Annotated in this window: 20 protein-coding genes and 1 pseudogene; 13 read left to right on the top strand and 8 right to left on the bottom strand. The window is 71.3% G+C overall.

What is annotated here, in order from left to right:
- Positions 1 to 84 precede the first annotated feature (84 nt).
- From A6A25_RS00560 to A6A25_RS00570, 3 genes are all read left to right on the top strand, one after another.
- Entirely contained in the window at positions 85 to 1,776 is a 1,692-nt protein-coding gene (locus A6A25_RS00560) for a serine/threonine-protein kinase (protein ID WP_241828443.1), read from the top strand.
- Between the two features lie 97 nt (positions 1,777 to 1,873).
- Entirely contained in the window at positions 1,874 to 2,704 is an 831-nt protein-coding gene (locus A6A25_RS00565; RefSeq protein ID WP_198932545.1) for a purine-nucleoside phosphorylase, read from the top strand.
- On the top strand, positions 2,701 to 4,317 hold the full coding sequence (locus tag A6A25_RS00570) for a phospho-sugar mutase (protein WP_073885739.1): 1,617 nt from the start codon (positions 2,701 to 2,703) through the stop codon (positions 4,315 to 4,317). The genes A6A25_RS00565 and A6A25_RS00570 overlap by 4 nt, the downstream gene beginning before the upstream one ends.
- 3 nt (positions 4,318 to 4,320) lie before the next feature.
- Here A6A25_RS00570 and A6A25_RS00575 read toward each other — a convergent pair whose 3' ends face one another.
- The gene (locus A6A25_RS00575; RefSeq protein WP_073885740.1) at positions 4,321 to 4,653 is read right to left on the bottom strand and encodes a hypothetical protein; all 333 of its coding nucleotides are present in this window, start codon (positions 4,651 to 4,653) and stop codon (positions 4,321 to 4,323) included.
- A gap of 134 nt (positions 4,654 to 4,787) precedes the next feature.
- Between A6A25_RS00575 and A6A25_RS00580 the strand changes: the two genes are divergently transcribed.
- Positions 4,788 to 5,240 (top strand): flavodoxin family protein, encoded by a 453-nt coding sequence (locus A6A25_RS00580; RefSeq protein ID WP_143192892.1) that lies wholly within the window; start codon positions 4,788 to 4,790, stop codon positions 5,238 to 5,240.
- Here A6A25_RS00580 and A6A25_RS00585 read toward each other — a convergent pair.
- The 5 genes and pseudogenes from A6A25_RS00585 to A6A25_RS00605 form a co-directional block, all read right to left on the bottom strand.
- A pseudogene (locus tag A6A25_RS00585) lies at positions 5,237 to 6,166 on the bottom strand (aldo/keto reductase). The gene A6A25_RS00580 and the pseudogene A6A25_RS00585 overlap by 4 nt on opposite strands.
- Before the next feature lie 65 nt (positions 6,167 to 6,231).
- The gene (locus A6A25_RS00590) at positions 6,232 to 7,140 is read right to left on the bottom strand and encodes an aldo/keto reductase (RefSeq protein WP_073886332.1); all 909 of its coding nucleotides are present in this window, start codon (positions 7,138 to 7,140) and stop codon (positions 6,232 to 6,234) included.
- A 53-nt stretch (positions 7,141 to 7,193) separates the two neighbouring features.
- A complete protein-coding gene (locus A6A25_RS00595; RefSeq protein WP_073885741.1) occupies positions 7,194 to 7,577 on the bottom strand; it encodes a MerR family transcriptional regulator in 384 nt (127 codons plus the stop codon).
- A 94-nt stretch (positions 7,578 to 7,671) separates the two neighbouring features.
- Positions 7,672 to 8,055 carry a type II toxin-antitoxin system death-on-curing family toxin gene (locus tag A6A25_RS00600; protein WP_073885742.1) on the bottom strand — a complete coding sequence of 128 codons (384 nt, stop codon included), beginning with the start codon at positions 8,053 to 8,055 and terminating at the stop codon, positions 7,672 to 7,674.
- 463 nt (positions 8,056 to 8,518) lie between these two features.
- Positions 8,519 to 8,725, bottom strand: coding sequence for a type II toxin-antitoxin system VapB family antitoxin (locus tag A6A25_RS00605; protein WP_015105038.1), 207 nt, complete (start codon positions 8,723 to 8,725; stop codon positions 8,519 to 8,521).
- A 75-nt stretch (positions 8,726 to 8,800) separates the two neighbouring features.
- On the opposite strand from A6A25_RS00605, the gene A6A25_RS00610 reads away from it, so the two are divergent.
- Complete coding sequence (locus A6A25_RS00610; RefSeq protein WP_073885743.1) at positions 8,801 to 9,394, top strand: TetR/AcrR family transcriptional regulator; 594 nt, start codon at positions 8,801 to 8,803, stop codon at positions 9,392 to 9,394.
- 68 nt (positions 9,395 to 9,462) lie between these two features.
- Here A6A25_RS00610 and A6A25_RS00615 read toward each other — a convergent pair whose 3' ends face one another.
- Positions 9,463 to 10,764, bottom strand: coding sequence for a glycoside hydrolase family 18 protein (locus A6A25_RS00615; RefSeq protein WP_073885744.1), 1,302 nt, complete (start codon positions 10,762 to 10,764; stop codon positions 9,463 to 9,465).
- Positions 10,765 to 10,972: 208 nt separating this feature from the next.
- On the opposite strand from A6A25_RS00615, the gene A6A25_RS00620 reads away from it, so the two are divergent.
- Positions 10,973 to 11,812 (top strand): NAD(P)H-binding protein, encoded by an 840-nt coding sequence (locus A6A25_RS00620; RefSeq protein ID WP_073885745.1) that lies wholly within the window; start codon positions 10,973 to 10,975, stop codon positions 11,810 to 11,812.
- Between the two features lie 175 nt (positions 11,813 to 11,987).
- Here the strand turns inward: A6A25_RS00620 and upp are convergent, their stop codons facing one another.
- Positions 11,988 to 12,614: a uracil phosphoribosyltransferase gene (gene upp / locus A6A25_RS00625; RefSeq protein WP_073885746.1), complete on the bottom strand. Its 627-nt coding sequence runs from the start codon at positions 12,612 to 12,614 to the stop codon at positions 11,988 to 11,990.
- Between the two features lie 29 nt (positions 12,615 to 12,643).
- Here upp and A6A25_RS00630 point away from each other — a divergent pair, with 29 nt between their 5' ends.
- From A6A25_RS00630 to deoC, 7 genes are all read left to right on the top strand, one after another.
- A complete protein-coding gene (locus A6A25_RS00630; protein ID WP_073885747.1) occupies positions 12,644 to 18,073 on the top strand; it encodes a pentapeptide repeat-containing protein in 5,430 nt (1,809 codons plus the stop codon).
- A gap of 1 nt (position 18,074) precedes the next feature.
- Positions 18,075 to 19,055, top strand: a complete 981-nt coding sequence (locus A6A25_RS00635; RefSeq protein WP_073885748.1) for a Gfo/Idh/MocA family protein — start codon at positions 18,075 to 18,077, stop codon at positions 19,053 to 19,055.
- 155 nt (positions 19,056 to 19,210) lie between these two features.
- On the top strand, positions 19,211 to 19,651 hold the full coding sequence (locus tag A6A25_RS00640) for a hypothetical protein (protein ID WP_143192893.1): 441 nt from the start codon (positions 19,211 to 19,213) through the stop codon (positions 19,649 to 19,651).
- 24 nt (positions 19,652 to 19,675) lie between these two features.
- On the top strand, positions 19,676 to 20,323 hold the full coding sequence (locus A6A25_RS00645) for a DUF1707 SHOCT-like domain-containing protein (protein WP_073885749.1): 648 nt from the start codon (positions 19,676 to 19,678) through the stop codon (positions 20,321 to 20,323).
- Positions 20,324 to 20,388: 65 nt separating this feature from the next.
- The gene (locus A6A25_RS00650) at positions 20,389 to 20,760 is read left to right on the top strand and encodes a hypothetical protein (RefSeq protein ID WP_143192894.1); all 372 of its coding nucleotides are present in this window, start codon (positions 20,389 to 20,391) and stop codon (positions 20,758 to 20,760) included.
- Positions 20,760 to 22,940 (top strand): bifunctional polysaccharide deacetylase/glycosyltransferase family 2 protein, encoded by a 2,181-nt coding sequence (locus A6A25_RS00655; protein ID WP_073885751.1) that lies wholly within the window; start codon positions 20,760 to 20,762, stop codon positions 22,938 to 22,940. The genes A6A25_RS00650 and A6A25_RS00655 overlap by 1 nt, the downstream gene beginning before the upstream one ends.
- A 126-nt stretch (positions 22,941 to 23,066) precedes the next feature.
- Positions 23,067 to 24,032 (top strand): deoxyribose-phosphate aldolase, encoded by a 966-nt coding sequence (gene deoC, locus A6A25_RS00660; RefSeq protein WP_073885752.1) that lies wholly within the window; start codon positions 23,067 to 23,069, stop codon positions 24,030 to 24,032.
- The last annotated feature ends 1 nt before the right edge of the window (position 24,033 follow it).

Here is a 24,033-nt window from a genome sequence, read left to right on the forward strand (position 1 = left end):
TCACCAGTAGTACGACGGCTATGTGAGGTTCACCGCCGTGAACGATGCAGACGCCAGTCTTCCACGCTGGGGAATGATGGCGCAGTGGACCAAGACCACCCGGTTACCGGGCCGGACCGGCTGATCGCCGGACGCTACCGCCTGCGGCACGTCCTGGGGCGTGGCTCGATGGGCACCGTCTGGGCCGCGCACGACGAAGTCCTGCGGCGCGACGTCGCGGTGAAGGAGATCCTCCGCCCGGAGGGCACGCCGGACGACGAAGCCGAGGTGCTTCGGGAGCGCACGTTGCGGGAGGCGCGGTCGGCGGCGGCGCTCGCGCACCCGAACCTGGTGACGCTGTACGACGTGGTGCAGGCCGACGGCGACCCGTACGTGGTGATGGAGCTGGTGCCGTCGTCGTCGCTGGCGGAGGTGGTGCGGCAGCGCGGTCCGTTGACCGACGTGCAGGGCGCGGTCGTGGCCGATGCGGTGGCCGCGGCGCTGGAGGCCGCGCACCGGGCCGGGATCACGCACCGGGACGTGAAACCGGGCAACGTGCTGGTCGCGGACGACGGCCGGGTGAAGCTGACCGACTTCGGCATCGCCCGCAACGTCGCCGAGGCCACGCTGACCAGCCGCGGGATCACGTTGGGCACGCCCGCGTTCATCGCGCCCGAGGTGGCGGCCGGTGGGGCGGTGTCGTTCGCGGCGGACCAGTGGTCGTTGGGCGCGACGCTGTTCGCGGCGATGACCGGGCAGCAACCGTACGAAGGCGCGAACGTGCTGCAGACGATCAACCAGGTCGTGCACGGTGACGTGCCGTCGGCTTCGGCGTGCGGCGCGTTGGAGGCGGTCGTCGCGGGGCTGATGGTGAAGGCGCCGGAGGAGCGGATCGGGTTGGCCGAGGTGCGGCGGCTGGTGCGGCCGCTGCTGCCCGAGCCGGGGACCGACGTGTTCCCGGTGACGGCGGACACCCGCCCGGTGGTCGAGGTCGTGCGGCCGCCCCTGGTCAAGCCGCCGATCGCGCCGGACACGCCGTTGGCGGCCGACCCCGGTCCGCTGCCGTTCGTCTTGGCGGATCCGCCGACGCGTGAGCTGACCCGCCGGCCGGGGTTGACGGTGCTGGTGGCGTTGTCCGCGGCGGTGCTGTTCGCGATCGGCAGCGTGTCCGGTTTCGCGCTGACCAGGACCGTCGCCGGCGCCTCCCTGCTGCCGCCGCCGACCCGGTCCGCCCCGGCCCTGCCCGCGATCACGGAGACGCCGTCCCTGCTGCCGACCACGGCGTCGGCCGCGTCGGCGAACGGCGAGCAGGGCGCCGAGTTCACCATCGAGGTCGGGCCGGACTGGACGAGCTTCCTGGAGCAGCGGGCGAACGACGGGCTGGTCCCGAGCACCGTGGTGCACCTGGTCGCGCCGAACGGCTGGTACGAGGTGACGGTGCAGCGGTTCCCGGACTACTACGACCGGAACACGATCAAGGACTACCTGCAGCACGTGCGGTCCCGTTGGGCGAAGGACCAGTACTTCGGCGAGTCCTTCGAACCGACCGACAACCTGCCACCGGGCGGCCGTGAACAGGCCCTCCAGTACAGCTACCGGACCGTCGAACGGGCCACCGAACTGGCTCGCGGCACCGTCCCCCCAGGCCCTGACCTGCGCCGCAGCCGCTACTCCCGCATCCTGCCCCGCGGCAACGACCTGTGGGTGGTCGAGGTCGTCGTGCCCACCGAGCAGGAGGAGGCGGGGCGGAGCCGGCTGTTCGACACGATCGCGCCGACGTTCAGGGTGACGGATTAGCGACCCGGCGGTGACCACAGCGGGACCACAGCGGCGACCACCGCGGTGACCGCAGCACTGCGGGCAACGGCGGCGGGCGGATATTAGGCTCGCGGCCGTGACCGGTATCAGTGAGAAGACCACGCCTGAGGCCCTGGCCACCGACGCGGCCAAGGCGTTGGCCGAGCGAACCGGGGTGGACAGGCACGACATCGCCGTCGTCCTCGGGTCGGGGTGGCGCCCGGCGGCCGACCTGATCGGCGAGGCGGTGGCCGAGGTGCCCATGGGCGAGTTGCCCGGGTTCGAGGCGCCCACCGCCGTCGGGCACGGCGGGACGGTGCGGTCGGTGCGCGTCGCCGACAAGAACGTGCTGGTCATGCTCGGCCGGACGCACGGGTACGAGGGCAAGGGCGTGGCCAAGGTGGTGCACGGCGTGCGCACGGCGTCGGCGGCCGGCGTCGGCACGGTCGTGCTGACCAACGCGGCGGGCGGGCTGCGGCAGGGCATGGCGGTAGGCCAGCCCGTGCTGATCAGCGACCACCTGAACCTGACCGCGTCGTCGCCGCTGGTGGGCGCGCGGTTCGTGGACCTCACCGACCTGTACTCCCCGCGGCTGCGCGAGCTCGCCCGGGAGATCGACCCGTCGTTGGAGGAAGGCGTCTACGCGGGCCTGCCCGGGCCGCACTTCGAGACGCCCGCCGAGATCCGGATGCTGCGCACGATGGGCGCGGACCTGGTCGGCATGTCCACCGTGCTGGAGGCCGTCGCGGCCCGCGCGGAAGGCGTGGAGGTGTTCGGCCTGTCGCTGGTGACGAACCTCGCCGCGGGCATCACCGGTGAGCCGCTCAACCACGAAGAGGTGCTGGAGGCGGGCCAGGCGGCGGCCAGCCGGATGGGCGCGTTGCTGCGCGAGCTGGTCACCAGGGCAGAGCCGGCGGCCAGGGCATGAGCTTGAGCCCCGCCCTGCGCGACGCCGCGTTCCGCTGGATCGCCGACGACCCCGACCCGGACACGCGCCTGGAGCTGCAGACCGTGCTGGCGCGGGCGATGGGCGGTGACGCCGGCGCGGCCGACGAGCTGGCCGACCGGATGGCCGGTCCGCTGACGTTCGGCACGGCGGGGCTGCGCGGTCCGGTGCGGGCCGGGCCGAACGGGATGAACCGGGCCGTGGTCATCCGCACCACGGCCGGGCTCGCCGCGTGGCTCAAGGCCAACGGGCACGTCGGCACGGTGTTCGTCGGCCGGGACGCCCGGCACGGGTCGGACGACTTCGCGACCGCGGCGGCCGGTGTGCTGGCGGGTGCGGGGTTCACCGTGCGGGTGCTGCCGGGGCCGTTGCCGACGCCGGTCCTGGCGTTCCTGGTCAAGCGGCACGACGCGGTGGCGGGCGTGCAGATCACCGCGTCGCACAACCCGCCTGCGGACAACGGCTACAAGCTGTACCTCAAGGGCGGCGGGCAGATCGTGCCGCCGGAGGACCGCCAGATCGAGGCAGCGATCCGGGGCGTGCCCGCGGCCGTGTCGGTGCCGCTGTCGGACGACTACCCGCCGGTGTCGGACGCCGAGGTGGACGAGTACCTGGCACGGGTCGCGTCACTGCCCTGCGGCACGGCGCGTGACCTGCGGGTGGCGTTGACCCCGATGCACGGCGTCGGCGGCGCGACGGCGGTGGAGGCGTTGCGGCGGGCCGGGTTCACCGACGTGCGGGTGGTGCGCGAGCAGGCCGTGCCGGACCCGGCGTTCCCGACCGTGGCGTTCCCGAACCCGGAGGAGCCGGGGGCGGCGGACCGGCTGCTGGAGCTGGCGGCGGCCGAGGACGCCGACCTGGCCATCGCGCTGGACCCGGACGCGGACCGGTGCGCGCTGGGCGTGCGCGAGCGGGACGGGTCGTGGCGGATGCTGCGCGGCGACGAGACCGGCGTGCTGCTCGGCTCGCTGGTCCTGTCCACCACGGACAGCCCGGACCCTTTGGTGGCCACCACGATCGTGTCGTCGTCGTTGCTGAAGTCGGTCGCGGCGGCGCACGGCGCGCGGTACGCGGAGACGTTGACCGGGTTCAAGTGGCTGGTGCGCGCGGGCGAGGGGTTGGTGTTCGCGTACGAGGAGGCTCTGGGCAACTGCGTCGACCCGGCGTACGTCAACGACAAGGACGGCATCTCGGCGACCGTGGTGGCGTGCGACCTGGCCGCCGGGTTGAAGGCGTCGGGCCGGACCCTGCTGGACGCGCTCGACCAGCTCGCCGTCGACCACGGCCTGCACCTGACCGACCAGGTGTCGTTGCGGTTCACCGACCTGAACCGGATTGGTGCGCTGATGGCGCGGTTGCGCGCGCAGCCGCCGGGGGGTTTCGCGTTCGAGGACCTGCTGCCCGAGGCCGACGTGGTGCGGCTCACCCGCGAAGGCGTGCGGGTGGTCGTGCGGCCGTCCGGGACCGAGCCGAAGCTCAAGGCGTACCTGGAGGTCGTGGAACCGGTGTCCGACGACCTGCCGGCGGCCCGTGACCGTGCTCAGGCGCGGTTGGCCGAACTGCGGGCGCAGGTGTCCGAGCTGCTCACGCCCTAGCGGTCACGACGCCAGGGCCAGCAGCAGGCACAGCACGGCGACGACGAGCGAACCGCCCGCCACCAGGTACGGACGCCGGGTCGGCGGGCTCACCGGGCGCGACCGGCCCTGCGTGAACGCGGCCAGCGAGATGCGGCCGGAGATGTAGCTGGTCGTGCACAGCGCGACGCCGGTCGCGAGGATCATCGTGTTGACGTCCCACGGGCTGTGGTCGACCCCCGGCCACAGGGCGATGAAGACCAGCGGCAGGCCGATCAGCCCGACCCCGATGCCGACCCCCGCACCCCAGGTGATCCGCCGGTTCCGCTTCATCGTGGCGATGCTGCGAGTTTCCATGACTCCCTCCCGTGTCACTACTACTGAGGACGCGCGACGGCCCCGCGGGTTCCCGCGCGAGACGTCATCACTGGGGTTGGGGCCATGCTATCGAGCGGTTGCCGTGCCGTGCCGATCGCGGCAACCTTGGCCGCGTGCCCCGCCTGCTGATCGTGCACCACACGCCGTCGCCCGCCATGCAGGAGCTGTTCGAGGCGGTGCTGGAGGGCGCGACCGACCCGGACATCGAGGGCGTCGAGGTGGTCCGCCGCCCCGCCCTGTCCGCGACGGCGTCCGACGTGCTGGAAGCCGACGGCTACCTGCTCGGCACGCCCGCCAACATCGGGTACATCAGCGGCGCGTTGAAGCACTTCTTCGACACGGTCTACTACCCGTGCCTGGACGCCACGCGCGGTCGGCCGTTCGGGGCGTACGTGCACGGCAACCTGGGCACGGAGGGTGCGGTGAAGGCGTTGCGGGACATCACGACCGGGTTGAAGTGGCGGCCGGTGGTGGAGACGCTGTCCCTGACCGGCGCGCCCGACGGTGACGCCCGGGAGCGGTGCCGGGAGTTGGGCGCCACCGTGGCCGCCACGTTGATGCCTTAGCGGCCGAGCGAGGGCATCACCTCGGTCGGGTAGCGGGTGCCGGCCACCGCGTCGGCGGGCACGGCGGCCGCGATCCGGGCCAGCTGCTCGTCGGTCAGCTCCAGGTCGGCCGCGGCGACGTTCTCCTCCAGGTACTTCACCCGCTTGGTGCCCGGGATCGGGACCGCGCCCTGGTGGTGCACCCACGCCAGCGCGATCTGGGCCGCGGTCACGTCGTGCTCCCTCGCCACCTGGCGCAGCGACTCGACCAGCGCGAGGTTGCGGGCCAGGTTCTCGTCGGCGAACCGCGGCTGGCCGGCCAGCCGGAAGTCGCCGGGTGCGAAGTCGTCCTTCGACGTGTACTTGCCGGTGAGGAAACCGCGGCCCAGCGGCGAGTACGCGACGACGCCGATGCCCAGCTCACGGCACGTCGGCACGACCTCGGCCTCGATGTCGCGCGACCACAGCGACTACTCGGTCTGCACGGCCGCGACCGGGTGCACGGCGTGCGCCCGCCGGATCGTCTCCGCGCCCGCCTCGGACAGGCCGATGTGCCGGACCTTGCCCTGATCGACCAGCTCGGCCATCGCGCCGACGGTCTCCTCGATCGGCACCTTCGGGTCGACGCGGTGCTGGTAGTACAGGTCGATGTGGTCGGTCCGCAGCCGCCGCAGCGACGCCTCGGCGGCCTGCTTGACGTACTCCGGGTCACCGCGCAGGCCCCACTCGGACCGCGGCTGCCCCGGCTCGCGGACGATGGCGAACTTCGTCGCCAGCACGACCTCGTCCCGCCGACCCTCGACGGCCCGCCCGACCAGCTCCTCGTTGGTGAACGGCCCGTACATGTCGGCCGTGTCGAGCAACGTGACGCCCAGGTCCAGGGCGCGGTGGATGGTGGCGATCGACCCGGCGTCGTCGCCCGGGCCGTAGAAGTCGCTCATCCCCATGCAACCCAGACCCTGCGCGCTCACCTCGAGCGCGCCCAACCGGCGCTTCTCCACGATCGTTCTCCCTACCTGTTCGAGAGCTTCAGGAACTCGGCCGGGTACCGCTCGCCCGCGACGGCGGGTGCGGCGGCCTCGATCGCGCGCAGTTCCTCGGCGTCGAGTTGGAGCGAGGCGGCGGCGACGTTCTCCTCCAGGTACTTCACCCGCTTGGTACCCGGGATGGGGACGACGTCGTCGTCCTGGTGGTGCACCCAGGCCAGCGCCAGCTGACCGGGCGTGACGCCGCGTTCGGCGGCGAGTGCGCGCAACGCGTCCACGATGGCGGTGTTGCGGGCGAAGTTCTCCTCGGCGAACCGGGGCAGGTTGCGGCGCATGTCGTCCTCGGCCAGGTCGGCGACGGACGTGACGCGACCGGTGAGGAAACCGCGGCCCAGCGGCGAGAACGGCACGATGCCGATGCCCAGCTCGCGGCACGTCGGCGCGATCCCGTCCTCGATGTCGCGCGTCCACAGCGACCACTCGCTCTGCAGCGCGCTGATCGGGTGCACGGCGTGCGCGCGGCGGATCGTCGCGGCGCCCGCCTCGGACAGGCCCAGGTAGCGGACCTTGCCCTCGGCGACCAACTCGGCCATCGCGCCGACGGTCTCCTCGATCGGCACGTCCGGGTCGACGCGGTGCTGGTAGTACAGGTCGATGTGGTCGGTGCCCAGGCGGCGCAGCGACGCCTCGGCGGCCTGCTTGACGTACACCGCGTCACCGCGGGGCTTGCGGTCGGGGTCGGCGAGCCCGAACTTGGTCGCGACCACCGCCTCGTCGCGGCGGCCCTTGATCGCCCGGCCCACCAGCACCTCGTTCGCGCCGGCGCCGTACGCGTCCGCGGTGTCCAGGAGCGTGACGCCGAGGTCCAGCGCCCGGTGGATGGTGGCGACCGACTCGGCCTCGTCACCGACGCCGTAGGACTGGCTCATGCCCATGCAGCCCAGGCCCTGCGCGCCGACCCGGAGTTCCCCCAACGACCTCACGCGGTTCACGCGGTGATCCCCTCGGCGAAGGTGTGCTCGATCTGCTCGTAGTGCGTGATCTTGTAGTCGAGCACTTCCAGGCACGACTGGAGCTCGGCGATGCGGGCCCGGACGGCGGCGCGGTGCTCGTACAGCATCTGCTTGCGCCTGCCCGCGGTGGCCGCGCCGAGGTGCCTGAGCTGCGCGTACTCCCGCATCATGCGGATGGGCATGCCGGTGGTGCGCATGCGGGTCAGGAAGACCAGCCAGCCCAGGTCGTCGTCGCTGTAGGTGCGCCGCCCGCCGGAGTCCCTGGCGGGCGGGTCGACCAGGCCGATCCGCTCGTAGTAGCGCAGGGTGTCGATCGACAACCCACTGCGCTCGGCCGCTTGGGCGATCGAGTAAGTCACGGTGTCGACGGTAGGAGCTGGAGTGCGCTCCAGGTCAACCCGATTCGGCGATCTCGGTGAACTCCCCCGCCGTCGTGCCGCGAGGACGCGTCGTTCAGTCGTCCTTGGGCATGCCCCACGCCTCCAGGTGGGCGGCCATGCCGGCGACGTCGATCTGCTCCCGGCCCAGCGCCCGCACCAGGTCGAGGGCCTCGTCCTCCTCCGCGTCGATCCACCAGCCGTTGATGTCGCACAACGTCACGGCGGCGACCCAGCCCAGCCGCCAGTTGCCCTCGGCCAACGGGCGCGTGCGGACGATGGAGTCGAGCAACGCGGAAGCTTTCAGCCAGAGCGTGTCGTAGGCCTCGACCCCCAGCACGGTGGCCCGGGGGCGGTGGGCTGCGGAGTCGAGGAGACCTAAGTCGCGCACGACCAGATCCCCGCCGGTGACGGCGGTCGCCAGCACGAGCAAGTCGCCGGCGTCGAGGTAGTTGACCACTGCTTGACGCGCTCCCTGTCCCGAGGGGTGGAAGCTTCGGCGCGGCCACGCCGCCTCCGGGACGCCTGCAGCGCCACCACCCACCCCCTCAGGTCCGTATCGCCTCCCCGCCCAGCGGGCGGCGAGGATGTTGTCGGCCGCGTTGTGCACCGAAGCGCAACCTGGACGCAGCCCGATCTTCAACGGCGCACCATACCGGTGCGCTCCGGACCGCCGTGGGCGTTCACAGAGGTAGAAACGTGAACGACCTGGCGTGCGGCGGTTGAGCTGCATGGATTGATCGTATCGAACATATGTTCGAACATCGAGGGCGCGGGGGTGCGTTCACCCGAAGGTGCGGGCCGTGGTCGAGGAGTAGTCGGCCGGTCGCCCAGAGGTACGGGTTCCCGCAATCCGGACAGGCCGCGTCGGCGTCGGATCAGGCTTGGACCGGGCCGTGGGTCGGGCCGGGGTCAGGCTCGGGTCACGCGGAGCCGAGGCGGTCGAGCAGGCCCCGGTACTTGGGGAGCACGCGCCCGAGGACCTCGGACAACTGCTCCTCCTTCTGCAATCTGGCCCACCGCTCGGCCAACGCCAAGCGCACGACCTCCTGCTTCGAACGGCCCTCGGCAGCGGCGAGTTCGTCGAGCCGCCGGTTCTCCTCGTCGCTCAGACGCAGAGTCATCGCCATGGAGAATGACGGTACCAACTTGATACCACGATGGCCAGGCCGCGAATTATAACGGTGTTGCGATACGATGTCCCGGTGCCACGACCGAAGACACACGACGAAGCGCTCCGCGGCCGGCTGCTCGAGCGGGCGGGCGAACTGCTGTCCACCGAAGGCCCCGGCGCACTGAGCTTGCGCAGGCTCGCGGCGGATGTCAACACCTCGACCACGGCCGTGTACTCGTTGTTCGGCGGCAAGCCCGCCCTGCTCAACGCCGTGTACGAGGAGGCGTTCCGCCGATTCGGTGAACGGATCGCGAGCGTGCCGCAGACCGACGACCCGGTGGAGGACCTGGTCCAGATCGGCCTCGCGTACCGGGCGAGCGCGCTCGCGGACCCGCAGTTCTACCTGGTGATGTTCAGCAAGGTGGTGCCGAACTTCGAGCCGTCCGAGGAGACGAAGGAGGCGGCCAACCAGACGTTCCTGCCGGTCGTGCGGGACGTCGGGCGCGCGGTGGAGGCCGGGGTGTTCGCGCCCGAGCCGCCCGAGCGGATCGCGTTGGCGATGTGGGGCATGGTGCACGGCCTGGTGAGCCTGGAGCTCAACGGCAACCTGCCGCCGGGCGTCGAGATCGCCGCCGTCTACGAACGTGCGCTGCGTGCGCACGCGGACGGTTGGCGCAACGCGTGAAGGCGTGAAGGTGGGGCCCGGGGAGGTGGCCGCCGCGAAACCTCCCCGGACCCCGTGAACTGTCCAGTTCAGGACAGTCCGCTGGTGAGCGCCTTGATCAGCTCGCCGTCGGCGGTGTCGCCGTCGAGCGACCAGATCATCGCGCCGCCAAGGCGCCGTTCGGCCACGTAGCGACCCTTGCGCTTCATCTCGACCGGGTCGTCCCAGGTCCAGAACGTGGTGCCGTCGAACAGCCACGCGTGCCCGGCCTTGGCATCCCGGTGCACGGTGAACTTGTCCAGCTGCGCCTTGAGGACCCGGTAGTCCTCGTACCCGGCCTCGTAGGTCGCGGGCGCCGGGCCGGTGGCGGGCTGGAACAGGCCGTTGTTCTCGTCGCGGACGCCCGTCCAGCCGCGGCTGTAGAACGGGACGCCCAGCACGACCTTGTGCTTCGGCGCGCCGTTGCGCAGGTAGTGGTCGATGGTGACCTGCGAGCTGAACGGCGGTGCGGTCGGGTCGGCCGCGGGCGTGCGGAGGGCGGATTGCTGGTTGGTCAGCGGTTCCCAGGCACCGTGGTAGTCATAGCCCTGGATCGTGGCGAAGGTCAGCAGGTTGAAGACCCTCCGCACCTCGAAGCCGCGGTCGATCTGGGCCGGGTTGGCGGGCAGGAACGCGGTGAGGTCGTAGCGCTCGCCGGTGCGCCGGGACAGCTGGCCGAGCTGCTTGCGGTACTCCACGAGCAGCGCGGTGAAGTTCTGCTTGTCCTCGGGGCGCACGACGTTGCCGGGCGCGGCCTCGGACGACGGCCACTCCCAGTCGAGGTCGATGCCGTCGAACACGCCGGCCGCCGCACCGGGCGCGGTGTCGGGCAGGTTGCCCTTGAGCCACAGGTCGAGGCAGGAGGCGACGTGCGCGGCGCGTGACTCGGCGGTGAGCGCGGCGTTGGAGAAGTACTTGGAGCCGGTCCAGCCGCCGAGGGAGATGTTGATCCGCAGCTTCGGGTACTTCGCCTTGAGCTGCTTGAGCTGGTTGAGGTTTCCGGACAGCGGCTGGCCCACGACGTCCGCGGTGCCGTTCACGCTCTGCTCGGCGCTGAACGGCCGCTGGTAGTCGGCCCACGGGTCGGCGCTGACGCACTTGCCGGACTCGTCCAGGAACCCGAAGGCGTAGTTCAGGTGGGTGAGCCGGGGTGCGGTGCCGTTGGCGACGAGGTCGCGCACCAGGAAGTTGCGGCCGTAGCCGCTCCACTGGGTGTAGTAGCCGACGACGCGCTCGTTGCGGCCGTGCCGGTCGTCGCGGTCGTGCTTGCCGTGCCCGACCGCTTGCGGCGCCAGCGACACGGTCATCGCGGTGGCCAGGAGGGCGGGGAGCACCCATCTCCTGCTCGACATGCTTCTCCTCGCGGTGTGCGCCCGGCGTGTTCCGGTGTGGTCTGGACCACGGTAGTGATGAGGTCTAGACCACCTCTACGTCCGTTCGGCCGAATCCGGTAATACGAAGTTCCTTCGCGTATTTCGCAAACTTTTGCATGTGCGGGCGTGGTGGTGGTCGCGCTAGCTTCGGCGCTGTTCAAGTTTGAATACCGGTTTGGGGGAAGACATGACGATCCTGGTCACCGGGGCGACCGGCACCATCGGCGGTGAGGTCGTCCGGCAGCTGGCGGCGGCGGGCGTGCCGGTTCGGGCGTTGACGCGGAACCCGGCTCGGGCCGTGCTGCCCGACGGGGTGGAGGTGGTGGGAGGTGATTTGACGCGGCCGGGCGAGCTGCCGTTGGACGGTGTGACGGCGGTGTTCCTCCTGGCGGCGATCGAGTCGGAGGACGCGGCGGAGCACGCGCGGGCGTTCCTGGACCGTGCGCCGGACCTGCGGCGGGTGGTGTTCCTGTCCAGCAGCGCGGTGACCGTGAAGCGGCCGGGGAGCTACGAGCTGCACCACGACGTGGAGCGGGTGATCGAGGCGTCAGGCGTGGCGTGGACGCACGTGCGGCCCGGTGAGTTCATGGCCAACAAGCTGATCTGGGCGCGGACGATCAAGGCGGAGAACGTGGTGCGGGCGCCGTTCCCGGAGTCGGTCGGCGCGCCGGTGCACGAGGCCGACGTGGCCGAAGTGGCGGTGCACGCGTTGCGGCACGACGGGCACGCGGGCAAGGCGTACACGTTGAGCGGGCCGGAGGCTTTGACGCACGTGGAACAGGCCGCGGCCATCGGGCGTGGCCTGGGCCGTCCGATCGCCTTCGAACGCCTGACCTACGGCCAGGCCCGCGCGTCCCTGATCCGCGACGAGGGCCTGCCCTACGACGTCGCCGAATACCTTCTCGGCTACATGGCCCAGCACGCCGAGGAACCGGCCTCGGTCACCCCCGACTTCACCACCGTCACGGGCCACCCGGGCCGCACCCTCGCCACCTGGGCCACCGACCACCGCACCGACCTCACCTAACCCCGAGAGTCGTACCTCCAGGTCCCGCGTGTCCCACGTTCAGAACGGGCGTGTCCTACGTTCGCGTACCCCGAGTTGAACATTCGGGACGGCGGGCCGTGTTCTGAGTGTTCAACTCGGGGTACCGGAACGTAGGACACGCGGGACGCGAACGTAGGACACGCGGGATTCGGGGTCAGTGGACGGCGCCGTATTGGCGGTCGCCGGCGTCGCCCAGGCCGGGGACGATGAAGCCCGAGTCGTTCAGGCGCTCGTCGATGCTGGCGGTGATCAGGCGGACGGGCAGGCCCGAGTCCTCCAGGTGCTTGATGCCCTCGGGTGCCGCCAGGGTGCAGATCGCGGTCACGTCGGTGGCGCCGCGGTCGGTCAGCAGCCGGATCGTGTAAGCCATCGAACCGCCGGTGGCGAGCATCGGGTCCAGCACGAAGACGGGCCGACCGGCCAGGGAGTCGGGCAGCGATTCCATGTACGGGGTCGGCTGCAGGGTCTCCTCGTCACGCGCCAAGCCGACGAAACCCATCTGTGCGTCCGGGATCAGCTTGTGCGCCTGGTCGGCCATGCCCAGACCGGCCCGCAGCACGGGCACGAGCAGCGGCGGGTTCGCCAAGCGGTAGCCGGTGGTGCGGGCGACGGGCGTGTGCACCCGCTCCTCGGCCACGGGCAGGTCGCGCGTGGCCTCGTACACCAGCATCACGGTCAGCTCGTGCAGCGCGGCGCGGAACGCCGCGTTGTCGGTGCGGGCGTCACGCATGGTGGTCAGCCGCGCCCTGGCCAGTGGGTGATCGACAACGAGGACGTCCATGGTCGAACAGTATGTGGTAGGTCTAACCGATGCCCGACGGCTCGTTACCCACCTCCGTCGTCCGCTTCACCGACACGGCCGGCCGGACCGTCGGAGCCGGGGTCCTCGTCGGCCCGCGCGCAGTGCTCACCTGCGCGCACGTGGTCAACCTGGCCGCGGGACGCGACAAGCTGAACGGCGAGCAGCCCGACGAACCCGTGCTGGTCGACTTCCCCGGCCGTGCCACGATCCGCGCGCACGTCCGCCAGTGGGTCCCACCGCCACCCCGCGAAGGCGCGCCCGGTCAGGACGTCGCCGGTGTCGAACTGGCCGAGGACGCGCCACCGGACGTCACCCCGGCCAAGCTGATCACCACGCTCCCCGGTCCCGGCCACGAGGTCGACGTCTTCGGCTACCCCGACAAGCCCGCCCGCCCGGACGGCGCCTGGGTGCGCGCGGTCGTCCGCGGCCAGGTCGGCAACGGCTACCTGCAGCTGGACGGCAAGTCCGCGCTCCAGGTCCAGCCCGGCTACAGCGGCAGCCCGGTGTGGGACCCGGTCACGGGCCGCGTCGTCGGCATCATCGCCACGGCGGGGCGGGCCACCCCCGACAGCTACGCGATCACCGCCGACCTGCTGCGGCTGAGCTGGCCCACCGCGCTGGACCGGCGCCGCCGCGGTGACGAGGGCGGGTTGGACCGGCTCAACGTCGTGCACCTGGCGGGCACCCGGTTCGGCGGCGACGGCGACCGCGACCACCTGCTCACGGCGCTGCACGAAGACCTCGACCACCTGGCCGCCGAAGAGGGCCTGCGTGCCGACCTGCTCGTCCTCGCGGGCGACCTCACCGAACGCGGCCTGCGCACCGAGTTCGACCACGCCGTCACCTTCCTGGACGCCCTGGCCGAAGCGGTCGAGCTGTCCCGCGACCGGGTGGTGGTCGTGCCGGGGACTCACGACGTGAACCTGGTCGCCTGCCGCGCCTACTTCCTGGACATGGAAGCCGAGCAGCGCGACCCGGTGAAGCCGTACTGGCGCAAGTGGAAGCAGTACGGCGACGCGTTCGACCGGTACTACCGGGACGTGGGCGCCACCTTCACGCCGGACGAGTTCTGGACGTTCTTCACCGTGCCGGACCTGCGCGTGGCCGTGGCGGGCCTGAACTCGACCGTCGCCGACAGCCACCTCGACAGCGGCACGCCGGAGGTCGACGCGGAACAGCTGCGCCGGTTCGCCGCGCACCTGGAGCGGTACCGGGCCAAGGGCTGGCTGCGGCTCGGCGTGGTCAACCGGCCCACGTCCGGCGTGGAGCGGGAGCTGGTCCGGCCGCAGCTCGTGAACCACCTGCTGACCGGCACCCCGGACGCCGGGTCGTACGAACTGGTGTCGTTCACGACGAACGGCTACACCCGGCACGCCAGGCGGTTCGAGCCCACGCGGGGCCGGTGGCTCGGTGACACGCGGGTCAGCCCGACCGGCTCCGACTGGCGCGCCACGCACCCGGCGACCTGGGTCGGGGTGACGAAGACCTTCGCCACCGGCACGCCGCGGCGCGAGGAGAAGCAGGTCCACCTGCCGGTCGGGTCGGACTCGTTCTTCGACCGGGTCGAGGAGGCGACGCGGATCAGCCACCCGACCGCGACCGTGACGCCGTACCGGGAGAACGAGTACCTGCGCGTCACCAAGCCGACCTCCGGCGGCGGCGTCGAGCAGTGGCCGGTGTTCGTGGTCGCGGGCGACGTCACGGAGGACGCCGTGGAGCGGTTCGCCCGGGACGTGCACGTGCGGTTCGCCGAGCACGACCGGTCGGTGCAGTCGGAGCTGGTGCACGGTGGCGGGCCCGCGCCGGCGGAACTCGTCGCGCGGGCGTTGAGCCTGGGCATCCGGCTGCGCAGCTGGGTCGACTACCAGGGGTTGCTCGACCTGCGGGTGCAGGAGAACCGCCAGCAGGCGCGGCTGGCCGACGACCCGGTCTACCCGGCCGCCCTGTACGTGCCGCAGCGGTTCCGCGAGCTGACCAGGCGCGGCCCGGGTGACGTCCGGTCGGACCTGCTGGACCAGGTGCTGGACTGGTTGTCGCCGGGCACGGCGCGGTTCGTGATGGTGTTGGGCGAGTTCGGGCGCGGCAAGTCGTTCCTGCTCCGGCAGCTGGCCCGGGAGCTGCGGTCGCGGCTGGGCAACGTGTCGCCGGTGCTGGTCGAGCTGCGCAGCCTGGAGAAGGCGCCGACGCTGGACGAGCTGCTCACCCAGCACCTGGTGCGCGAGGGCGTCGAGGCGCTGGACGTGGTCAAGCTCCGGTACATGATCAGCAGCGGCCGGTTGGCGCTGCTGTTCGACGGCTTCGACGAGTTGGAGCTGCGGGTCGGCTACGACAACGCCGCCGAGTACCTGCGCACGCTGCTGGTCGCCGTGAGCGACCGGGCGAAGGTGGTGCTGACCAGCCGCAGCCAGCACTTCCGCTCGCCCAACCAGGTGCTCACCGCGCTGGGTGACCAGGTCGCCGCGATGAGCGCCAGCCGCGTGGTGGTGCTGGAGGACTTCACCGACGAGCAGATCCTCGACTTCCTGACCCGGCACTACCAGGGTGACGCCGAGCAGGCCACGCGCCGGTTCGACCTGCTCCGCGAGGTGCACGACCTGCTCGGGTTGTCCCGCAACCCGCGGATGCTGGCGTTCATCGCCGACCTGGACGAGCAGCGGCTGCGGCAGGTGCGGCAGGAGCAGGGCCGCATCAGCGCCGCCGAGCTGTACCGGGAACTGGTCGACTTCTGGCTGCTGCACGAGGCGAACCGGCAGCGGCACCGGTCCGGGCTGCGGTCGCTGGACCAGCAGGAACGCCTGCGGGTGTGCACCGTGCTGGCGTTGCGGCTGTGGGCGGGCACCGCGTCGACCGTGCAGGCGTCCGACCTCGGTGAGACGGTCACCCAGACGTTGACCGAGCTGGTCGAACGGGGCTACTCGACGGTGCAGGCGGCGCACGCGGTCGGCTCGGGAACGCTGCTGGTGAACGTCGATGACGGCTTCGGCTTCGTGCACCAGTCGGTGATGGAGTGGCTGGTCGCCAACGCGGCGGCGGAGCGGGTGCGGACCGGTGACGTGTCCGACGTGATGAGCAGGCTCATGTCGCAACTGATGGTGGACTTCTTCTGCGACCTCGCCGGGCACGACGCGGCCCGTGAGTGGGCCCGGCAGGTGGTGAGCCGGCCGGGTGCGGCCGAGGTGGTCCGGCAGAACGCGCTGGCCGTGCGCCGACGGCTGGGTGTGCCGGAGGCCTTGGTCGACTTGGACGACATGGACCTGCGCGCCCAGGACATGTCGTCGTTGAGCCTGAGCGGGGTCAGCGTCAGGCACGCCGACCTGCGCGGGCAGCGGTGGACGGACATGAACCTGGCGGGTGCGGACCTCAGCGGCGCGGACCTGCGGGACGTCCGCATGACCGGTGGCGACCTGAGCGGTGCGCGGCTGGACGGCAGCGACTGGCGTGGTGCGGTGCTGCTCGGCGTGAAGGGGGTCAGATCGCAGTGGGAACTCGCGCACGCGACCGTCGTCGGCCGTGACGACGCCTCGGTCCAGATCGCCGCCGGTACCATCCACGCCGTCGCCTACTCCCCGGACGGCAAGCTCGTGGCGTTGGCGCGCGGCTGGGCCGTCGAACTGGTCGACGTGGCGACCCGCAAGCCGCTCCGGACCGTGCACGGCCATACCGGCACGGTCAACGACGTCGCGTTCTCGCCGACAGGCAGGTACTTCGCGTCGGCGTCCGACGATGGCACCGCACGAGTGTGGGGCCTCGACGGCACGGTGTTCGCGGTCCTGGATGGTCACACGAACGGCGTGCTGTCCGTGGCGTTCTCGCCCGACGGCCGGCTCCTGGTCACCGGCGGCTACGACCTGACCGCACGGATCTGGTACGGGCCGGACCAGCGGTCGGTGCTCCGAGGACACGAAGACCTGGTGGAGGCCGTGGCGTTCGCACCGAACGGTCGGCTCGTCGCCACCGCGTCGGCCGACGGCACCGCCTGTCTCTGGACCGTCGACGGAGCCCTGTTCACCACGCTCAGCGGCCACACGGACCGGCTGTCCGGCGTCGCGTTCTCCGCCGACAGCCGCCACGTGGTCACCGGCTCCCACGACCGCACGGCGAGGATCTGGACTGTCGGCGGCACCGTGGTCGCCACCCTGCGCCACCACACCGGCATCGTCACCGCGGTGGCCTATTCGCCGGATGGCGAGCACATCGTGACGGTTTCCCAGGACTGCACGGCCGCCATCTGGACCGCCGACGGAGTTCGAACGGCGACGATCAGCCACGACTCGGGCCTGGACCTCAGGTCCGCGGCCTTCTCCCCGGACGCGTCCGAGGTGGCCACCGCGTCCTACGGCCAAGTCGTGTTCTCGACCGTGGACGGCGTTCAGATCGGCGAGCGGGGCGGCCTCACGGCTTCCGTGAACGCCGTGGCGTTCTCCTCCGACGGCGCCGCCGTCACCGCTTCCGGCATGACCGCGCACCTGTGGACCAGCACCGGAGCAACCGCCCTCATGCCACCGGGTTTCAGGGGCTCGGTGGTGGTCGCCCCGAACGGCAGACTCGTCGCCGGGGCCCGGTACGGCGGGAAGGGCGTGAGCGTGTGGACTCGCGACGGTGACCTGCGAATCGAGTACGACGGTCACCACAGCCTGGTGACCACGTTCGCGTTCGCGCCCGACGGCAAGCGCGTCGCCAGTTGCGCGTTGGACGGCACCACGCACGTCTGGCCCGTCGCCGGAGGTTCGATGGTCACCGTGCTCCGAGGACCGAGTCAGGCGGCCCAGGCGGTGGCATTCGCACCGGACGGCAAGCACATCGCAACAGGGTCGTGGGACGGGAACGCCTACGTCTGGACCGCCTCCGGCCGGCTGGTGACCACCTACCGAAGCCACCACTCGGTGATCGTCGCGGTGGCCTTCTCCGCGGACGGCAAGTACCTCACCACGGGTTCCGATGACGGAACAGCTCGCGTCTGGACGCGTCGCGGAAAGACCGTCGCGATCTTGGGCGGTCACGGCGACTGGGTGCTCGCGGTCGCCTTCTCCCCCGACGGGGGCAGCGTCGTCACTGGTGGGGACGACGGGACCGCCCGGGTGTGGGCCACCACGTCCGGCCGTCAACTTGCCGTGCTGGAGGGTCACACGGGGTGGGTGCGGGGTGTGGCCTTCTCGCCGGACGGCAAGCACATCGCCACCGCGTCGGACGACGGGACGACCCGGATCTGGACGGTGGACGGGGTGGAGTTGGCCAAACTGATCATCGCGAGCGATGGGTGGGCTGTGCTGCTGCCGGATGGGCACTACCGAGTCGTGGGCGATCTGAGCGACATCTTGTGGTGGGCGGTCAAGTTGAGTCGGTTCGAGGAGGGCGAGTTGGACCCCTACGTGCCGGAGATCAGGAAGATGCCCGACGACATGGGGATTCCCGGGCTCGTTCCGGGGGTAACGTCCTGACATGACCGACCACGTTCGGATCGGGGTGCTTGGGGCGGCGCGGATCGTGCCGGCGGCGGTGGTTCGGCCGGGGCGGGCGGTGGCGTCGGTAGAGGTTTCGGCGGTGGCGGCGCGGGAGTTCGGGCGGGCGCGGAAGTTCGCGGACCGGTACGGGATTCCGCGGGTGCACGGGTCGTACGAAGAGCTGTTGGACGATCCCGGGGTGGATGCCGTCTACATCCCGCTGCCCAACGGGTTGCACGGGAAGTGGGCGTTGGCGGCGTTGGCGGCGGGGAAGCACGTGTTGTGCGAGAAGCCGTTCGCGGCCAACGCGGACGAGGCGGCGCAGGTCGCGGCGGCGGCGAAGAGCAGCGGGCTGGTGGTGATGGAGGCGTTCCACTACCGGTATCACCCGCTGGCGTTGCGGCTGCCGGAAGTGGTCGCGGAGCTGGGTGAACTGCGGCATGTAGACGCCCGGCTGGCGTTCCCGTTGCCGCGGTTCAGGGACATCCGGTACTCGCTGGAGTTGGCCGGTGGGGCGTTGATGGACGCCGGTTGTTACGCGGTGAACATGGTCAGATACCTCGGTGGCGAGCCGGAGGTGAAGTCGGCGCGGGCGTTGCTGAGGGGTGACGGCGTCGACCGGGCGATGCGGGCGGAGCTGAAGTTCCCGGCCGGGCACACCGGGACAGTGGTGGCGTCGATGTGGTCGCGCTCGGTGCTGCGCTTGTCGGCGAAGGTGTTGGGCGCCAACGGTGAGATGCGCGTGTTCAACCCCTTCGCGCCGCAGATGGGGCACCGGCTCACGGTCAAGCTGAACGGCCACCGCCGGGTCGAGCGGTTCGACCGGCGGCCGTCGTACGAGTACCAGCTGAAGGCGTTCGCCGACGCGGTGCTGCACGGCAAACCGTTCCCGACGACGGCGGATGACGCGGTGGCCACGATGCGGGCCGTGGACGACATCTACCGCGCGGCGGGGCTGCCGGTGCGTCAACCGACGTGACGCGGCTGCCGGAATGCGATGACCAGCCGAGTCCCGTTCCGCGGAGAGCGAGAGCACCAGCACTTCCTCGAGGAGGAGCACCCGATGGGTTGCACCGAGGTGAACTGGCGCAAGAGCAGCCGCAGCAGCCACTCGGTCTTCGTCCGGTGAAGGTGGTGGTCGCACTCCTGGCGGCACTGGTGTTGGTCGGGTGCCAGGGTCAGGAGCAGGAGCCGGCGGTGAAGTCGGGGACCGGTGAGCTGCGGACCGATTTGGAGCCGCTCGTGCAGCGCTTCCCGGTGCTGGGAACACCCTCGGCGGCACGGTGGATGTCCGGCACGTTCGGGCGCGCTGACGTGCCCGGGCCGTCCACGTACTGGATCGACGCGGTCGTCACGCTGTCGGCGGCGGACGTCGAGCGGGTCCGGTCCGCGTACGCGCCGACCGACCAGGGCAAGTCGCCGGACGTGGTGGAGGGCATGCGCGGGAGGCTGCCGGACGGACCGTTCCTGACCGGGGACGCGCTGGACGCCGCGTTCGACCACGAGCGCTGGCACGCGTCGGCCTACCTGGACCAGAATTCCGGTGAACTCGTGCTCGTCGCGACAGGAACGTGAACAACCTCTCCTAGACTCACCCGTGTGAGCGACGAGCTGGTGCCGGACCCCCGTCAGATGCGTGCCTCGGACGCCGACCGCGAGAAGGTCGCCCAGGTGCTCCAACAGGCACACGGCGAAGGCAGGCTCGACCTGCACGAGCTGGACGAACGCCTGGCCGCGGTGTACGCGGCCAAGACCTACGGCGAGCTGGTGCCGTTGACCGCCGACCTCGGCGTCGCCGGCCCTTCGGTCATGCCCATGCCGCTGCAGCAGAACCTCCCGGCCAACCGCATCGGCGGTACGCCCGGCTCCACGGTCTCGTTCGCGTTCTGGTCGGGGGTGGAACGGCGGGGCGAGTGGGTCGTGCCGACCACGCACACCGCGGTGGCGTTCATGGGCGGTGTCGAGCTTGACCTGACCCGGGCGCGCTTCGCGGAGGGCGAGACGACGATCAACGCCTACGCGCTCATGGGCGCGGTGGAGATCATCGTGCCGGAGGACATCACCGTCCGGGTCGACGGCGTCGGTTTCATGGGCGCGTTCGAGGACTCGACGCACAAGGGCGCGCCGACGATCCCCGGCGGACCGGTCGTGCGCATCACGGGTTTCGCGATGATGGGCGCGGTCGAGGTGAAGCGGCCGAAAAAGAAGAAGATCAAGGGTCGCAAGTACGACGAGCTGGAGGGCTAGTACCGGGCACGGTGGAGCGCTACCCTTCGGCGTCCCCGCCGACCGCCCACCCTGCGAAGCCGCGAATGTCCAGCCCAGTGTTCGTCGACCCGTCCGGCCGCCGCCGGTGGGTCCTGCGCATCGTCATCGGCACGGCCGTGGTGTGCGTGCTCGCCTACTTGACGCTGCTCGCCGTCGCGCTGGCGGGCGGCCCGGTGAACCGGTCGTCGCTGCTCCCCGTGCCGGAGGAGGAGCCGCCGCCGGTCGTCGCCACGACCACGCCGGTGCCGACGACCACTGAACTCCCGGTGCGCGCGACCACCACGACCACCGTCGAGCGCCGGACGACCACCACCGCGGTGGAACCGCCCAAGGCCACGACGACGAAGACCCAGGGTCGTCGCACCGAACCGCCACCGGGCGCCTCGAACCGGCCGACGTCCGCCGGCAGGGGCTGATGCGCGCACACCTGCCGTCACCGCGAGCGCACTGGCTGTTGTTGGCGTTGTCGCTGGTGGTGCTGCTGGGGTTGTTGCTGCTGGACCTGCTGGTGGTGCAGCGGGTCGGCCAGGGCGAGGCACCGACGGCCGGACCGGCGGACCGCGTGCCCGAGTCGGTGCGCGCCGGTGGGCCGTTGATCGGCACGGACGGCAACGGGCTGACGTCACGCTCGGTGCCCGACGGCACGGTGGTGCTGACGTTCGACGACGGCCCGGACCCGCGGTGGACGCCGCAGGTGCTCGACGTGCTGCGGCGCAACGACGTCAAGGCGACGTTCTTCGTCACCGGGGTCGCCGCGGCGCAGCACCCGGACCTGGTGGAACGGATGGCCGACGAGGGCCACGAGGTGGGGCTGCACACGTTCACGCACGTCGACCTCGGCACGGTCGGCGAGGCGCGGACGGCGTTGGAGCTCGGGCAGACGCAGCTCGTGGTGGCCGCTTCGACGGGCCGGGCGAGCACGCTGGTGCGCCCGCCGTACTCGGCGAGCCCCGACGCGGTGGACGACGAGGACCTGGCGTCGGTCGAGCGGATGGTGGCTGCGGGGTACTTGGTGCTGCTGTCGACCCACGACACGCAGGACTGGCGCAACCCGGGCGTAAACGCGATCGTCGCCGCCATGCCGTCCGACCAGCGCGGCGCGGTGGTGCTGGCGCACGACGGCGGCGGTGACCGGTCGCAGACCGTGGCGGCGTTGGAGGTGGCGATCCCGAAGCTGCGGGCGGAGGGGCGGCAGTTCCGGACGGCCGGTGAGGCGTTGGGCGTGCCGGTGGCGCGGTCGGCGGGGTTCGTGGAGCGGGCCGAGGGGACGGCGGTGTCGCTGGCCGTGCGTGCGGCTGCCGCGACGACGTCGCTGATGACGTGGCTGGTCGTGGTGTCGAGTGTGTTGGCGTTGCTGCGGGCGGCGTTGTTGTTGGGCACGACCGGGGTCCACGCGCGTCGTTCGCGCAAGGTCGGCAGGCACGTGCGGCGGCTGCCCCGGCAGCCCGTGACGGTGCTGGTGCCCGCGTACAACGAGGAGGCGGGGATCGAGGCGACGTTGCGCACGACCCTCGCGAGCACGGCCGACGTGCGGGTGATCGTGGTGGACGACGGTTCGACGGACCGGACCAGCGAGGTCGTGCGGGCGTTGGACCTGCCCGGGGTGACGTTGATCCGGCAGGCGAACGCGGGCAAGGCGGCGGCGCTGAACACCGGTCTGCGGCACTGCCGGACCGAGCTGGTGGTGATGGTGGACGGCGACACGGTGCTGGAGCCGGACACCGTGGCCGAGCTGGTGGAACCGTTCGCCGATCCGGACGTGGGCGCGGTGTCGGGCAACGCGAAGGTCGGCAACCGGGGTGGGCTGCTGGGGCGGTGGCAGCACATCGAGTACGTGATCGGCTTCAACCTCGACCGGCGGATGTACGACGTGATGGAGTGCATGCCGACCGTGCCCGGTGCGGTCGGCGGGTTCCGGCTCAGCGCGTTGCGGCAGGTGGGCGGGGTGCCGGAGGACACGCTCGCCGAGGACACCGACCTGACGATGGCGCTGGAGCGGGCCGGGTGGGCGGTCACGTACCGGGAGACGGCGCGGGCGTGGACCGAGGCACCGGCCACGCTGGGCCAGCTGTGGCGGCAGCGGTACCGGTGGTGCTACGGGACGTTGCAGGCGATGTGGAAGCACCGGGGTGCGGTGCGGGAGCGGGGGCTGGGCGGGCGGCTGGGTCGGCGCGGGCTGCCGTACTTGGCGCTGTACCAGGTCGTGCTGCCGGTGCTGGCGCCGGTGATCGACGTGTTCGCGCTGCTCAGCCTGTTCACCGACCCGGTGCGCGGCGCGGCGGCGTGGCTGGGGTTCCTGGTGCTGCAACTCGTGCCGGCCGTCATCGCGTTCCGGTTGGACCGGGAGAGCCTGCGGCCGTTGTGGGCGGTGGTGTTGCAGCCGGTGGTGTACCGGCAGCTCATGTACCTGGTGGTGATCCAGTCCGTGATCACGGCGCTGGCGGGGGCACGGCTGCCTTGGCAGAAGCTGAAGCGGACCGGAACGGCGGCTCAAGCCGCGCCCGAGCTGGCGGTGGAGGACGAGGTGACCCGGCCGCTGGGCAGGCGTGAGTGGGCCGTCGAGGACGAGGTCACGAAGCCCTTGCGGGTGGGGTGAGCACACCTCTCGGCTGCGGCTCGCAAAGCCTTGGAAGAGTGCCGCGTCCTCGGACCCTCACCGCGCCTGACCAGGCCGAAGTCGCTCACTTAGGACGGCCGTCCCATTCCGCCTAGACTCGGCGGCATGGCTGCTCCATCGACATCGCCGTCGTTGCCCCCGGCGCTCGCGGACGCCGTCCGCGACGACGCGTCGCTGCGCCGGTTCCTGCACGGACTGCCCGGTGTGGACCAGGTCGGCGTCGAACAGCGCGCGGCCGGTTTGGGCACCCGCAGCGTCAAGAAGGCCTCGAAGCAGTGGGCCATCGACACCGCCATCTCCATGGTCGACCTGACCACGCTGGAAGGTGCCGACACCCGCGGCAAGGTGAGGTCACTCGCGGCGAAGGCGCGGCGGCCCGATCCCGATCACCCGGACGTGCCCAGGGTCGCCGCCGTCTGCGTGTACCCGGACATGGTCGAGACGGCGGTCGAGGAGCTGCGGGGCACCGGCATCGACATCGCCAGCGTCGCCACCGCGTTCCCGTCCGGCCGGTCGAGCCTGAAGGTGAAGCTGGAGGACACCGCCTACGCCGTCGACGCGGGCGCCACCGAGATCGACATGGTGATCGACCGGGGCGCGTTCCTGTCCGGTCGGTACGGGCAGGTGTTCGACGAGATCGTGCAGGTCAAGCACGCCTGCGGGGACGCGCACCTCAAGGTCATCCTGGAGACCGGCGAGCTCGCGACCTACGACAACGTGCGCCGCGCGTCCTGGCTCGCCCTGCTCGCGGGCGGCGACTTCATCAAGACGTCCACCGGCAAGGTCTCCCCCGCGGCGACGCTGCCCGTCACGCACGTGATGCTGCAAGCCGTCCGTGACTGGCACACCCAGACGGGCGAACTCCGGGGTGTGAAGCCCGCCGGTGGCATCCGCACGACCAAGGACGCGATCAAGTACCTGGTCGCGGTGCACGAGGTCGCGGGACCGGAGTGGCTGACCCCGACCCTGTTCCGCTTCGGTGCCTCCACGCTGCTCAACGACCTGCTGATGCAGCGGCGCACCCAGTTGGCCGGCCACTACAGCGGCCCCGATTACGTGACGGTGGACTGAC

This window comes from Saccharothrix sp. CB00851, from assembly GCF_001905065.1.
Classification (GTDB): Bacteria; Actinomycetota; Actinomycetes; order Mycobacteriales; family Pseudonocardiaceae; genus Actinosynnema.

Bases quoted from the DNA above. Each gene is read 5' to 3' on its own strand.
- A6A25_RS00630 (WP_073885747.1), top strand. From the start codon at position 12,644: ATGCCCGACGGCTCGTTACCCACCTCCGTCGTCCGCTTCACCGACACG.
- A6A25_RS00615 (WP_073885744.1), bottom strand. From the start codon at position 10,764: ATGTCGAGCAGGAGATGGGTGCTCCCCGCCCTCCTGGCCACCGCGATG.
- A6A25_RS00655 (WP_073885751.1), top strand. From the start codon at position 20,760: ATGCGCGCACACCTGCCGTCACCGCGAGCGCACTGGCTGTTGTTGGCG.
- upp (WP_073885746.1), bottom strand. From the start codon at position 12,614: ATGGACGTCCTCGTTGTCGATCACCCACTGGCCAGGGCGCGGCTGACC.
- deoC (WP_073885752.1), top strand. From the start codon at position 23,067: ATGGCTGCTCCATCGACATCGCCGTCGTTGCCCCCGGCGCTCGCGGAC.
- A6A25_RS00575 (WP_073885740.1), bottom strand. From the start codon at position 4,653: ATGGAAACTCGCAGCATCGCCACGATGAAGCGGAACCGGCGGATCACC.
- A6A25_RS00635 (WP_073885748.1), top strand. From the start codon at position 18,075: ATGACCGACCACGTTCGGATCGGGGTGCTTGGGGCGGCGCGGATCGTG.
- A6A25_RS00570 (WP_073885739.1), top strand. From the start codon at position 2,701: ATGAGCTTGAGCCCCGCCCTGCGCGACGCCGCGTTCCGCTGGATCGCC.
- A6A25_RS00605 (WP_015105038.1), bottom strand. From the start codon at position 8,725: ATGGCGATGACTCTGCGTCTGAGCGACGAGGAGAACCGGCGGCTCGAC.
- A6A25_RS00650 (WP_143192894.1), top strand. From the start codon at position 20,389: ATGTCCAGCCCAGTGTTCGTCGACCCGTCCGGCCGCCGCCGGTGGGTC.
- A6A25_RS00620 (WP_073885745.1), top strand. From the start codon at position 10,973: ATGACGATCCTGGTCACCGGGGCGACCGGCACCATCGGCGGTGAGGTC.
- A6A25_RS00590 (WP_073886332.1), bottom strand. From the start codon at position 7,140: ATGGGCATGAGCCAGTCCTACGGCGTCGGTGACGAGGCCGAGTCGGTC.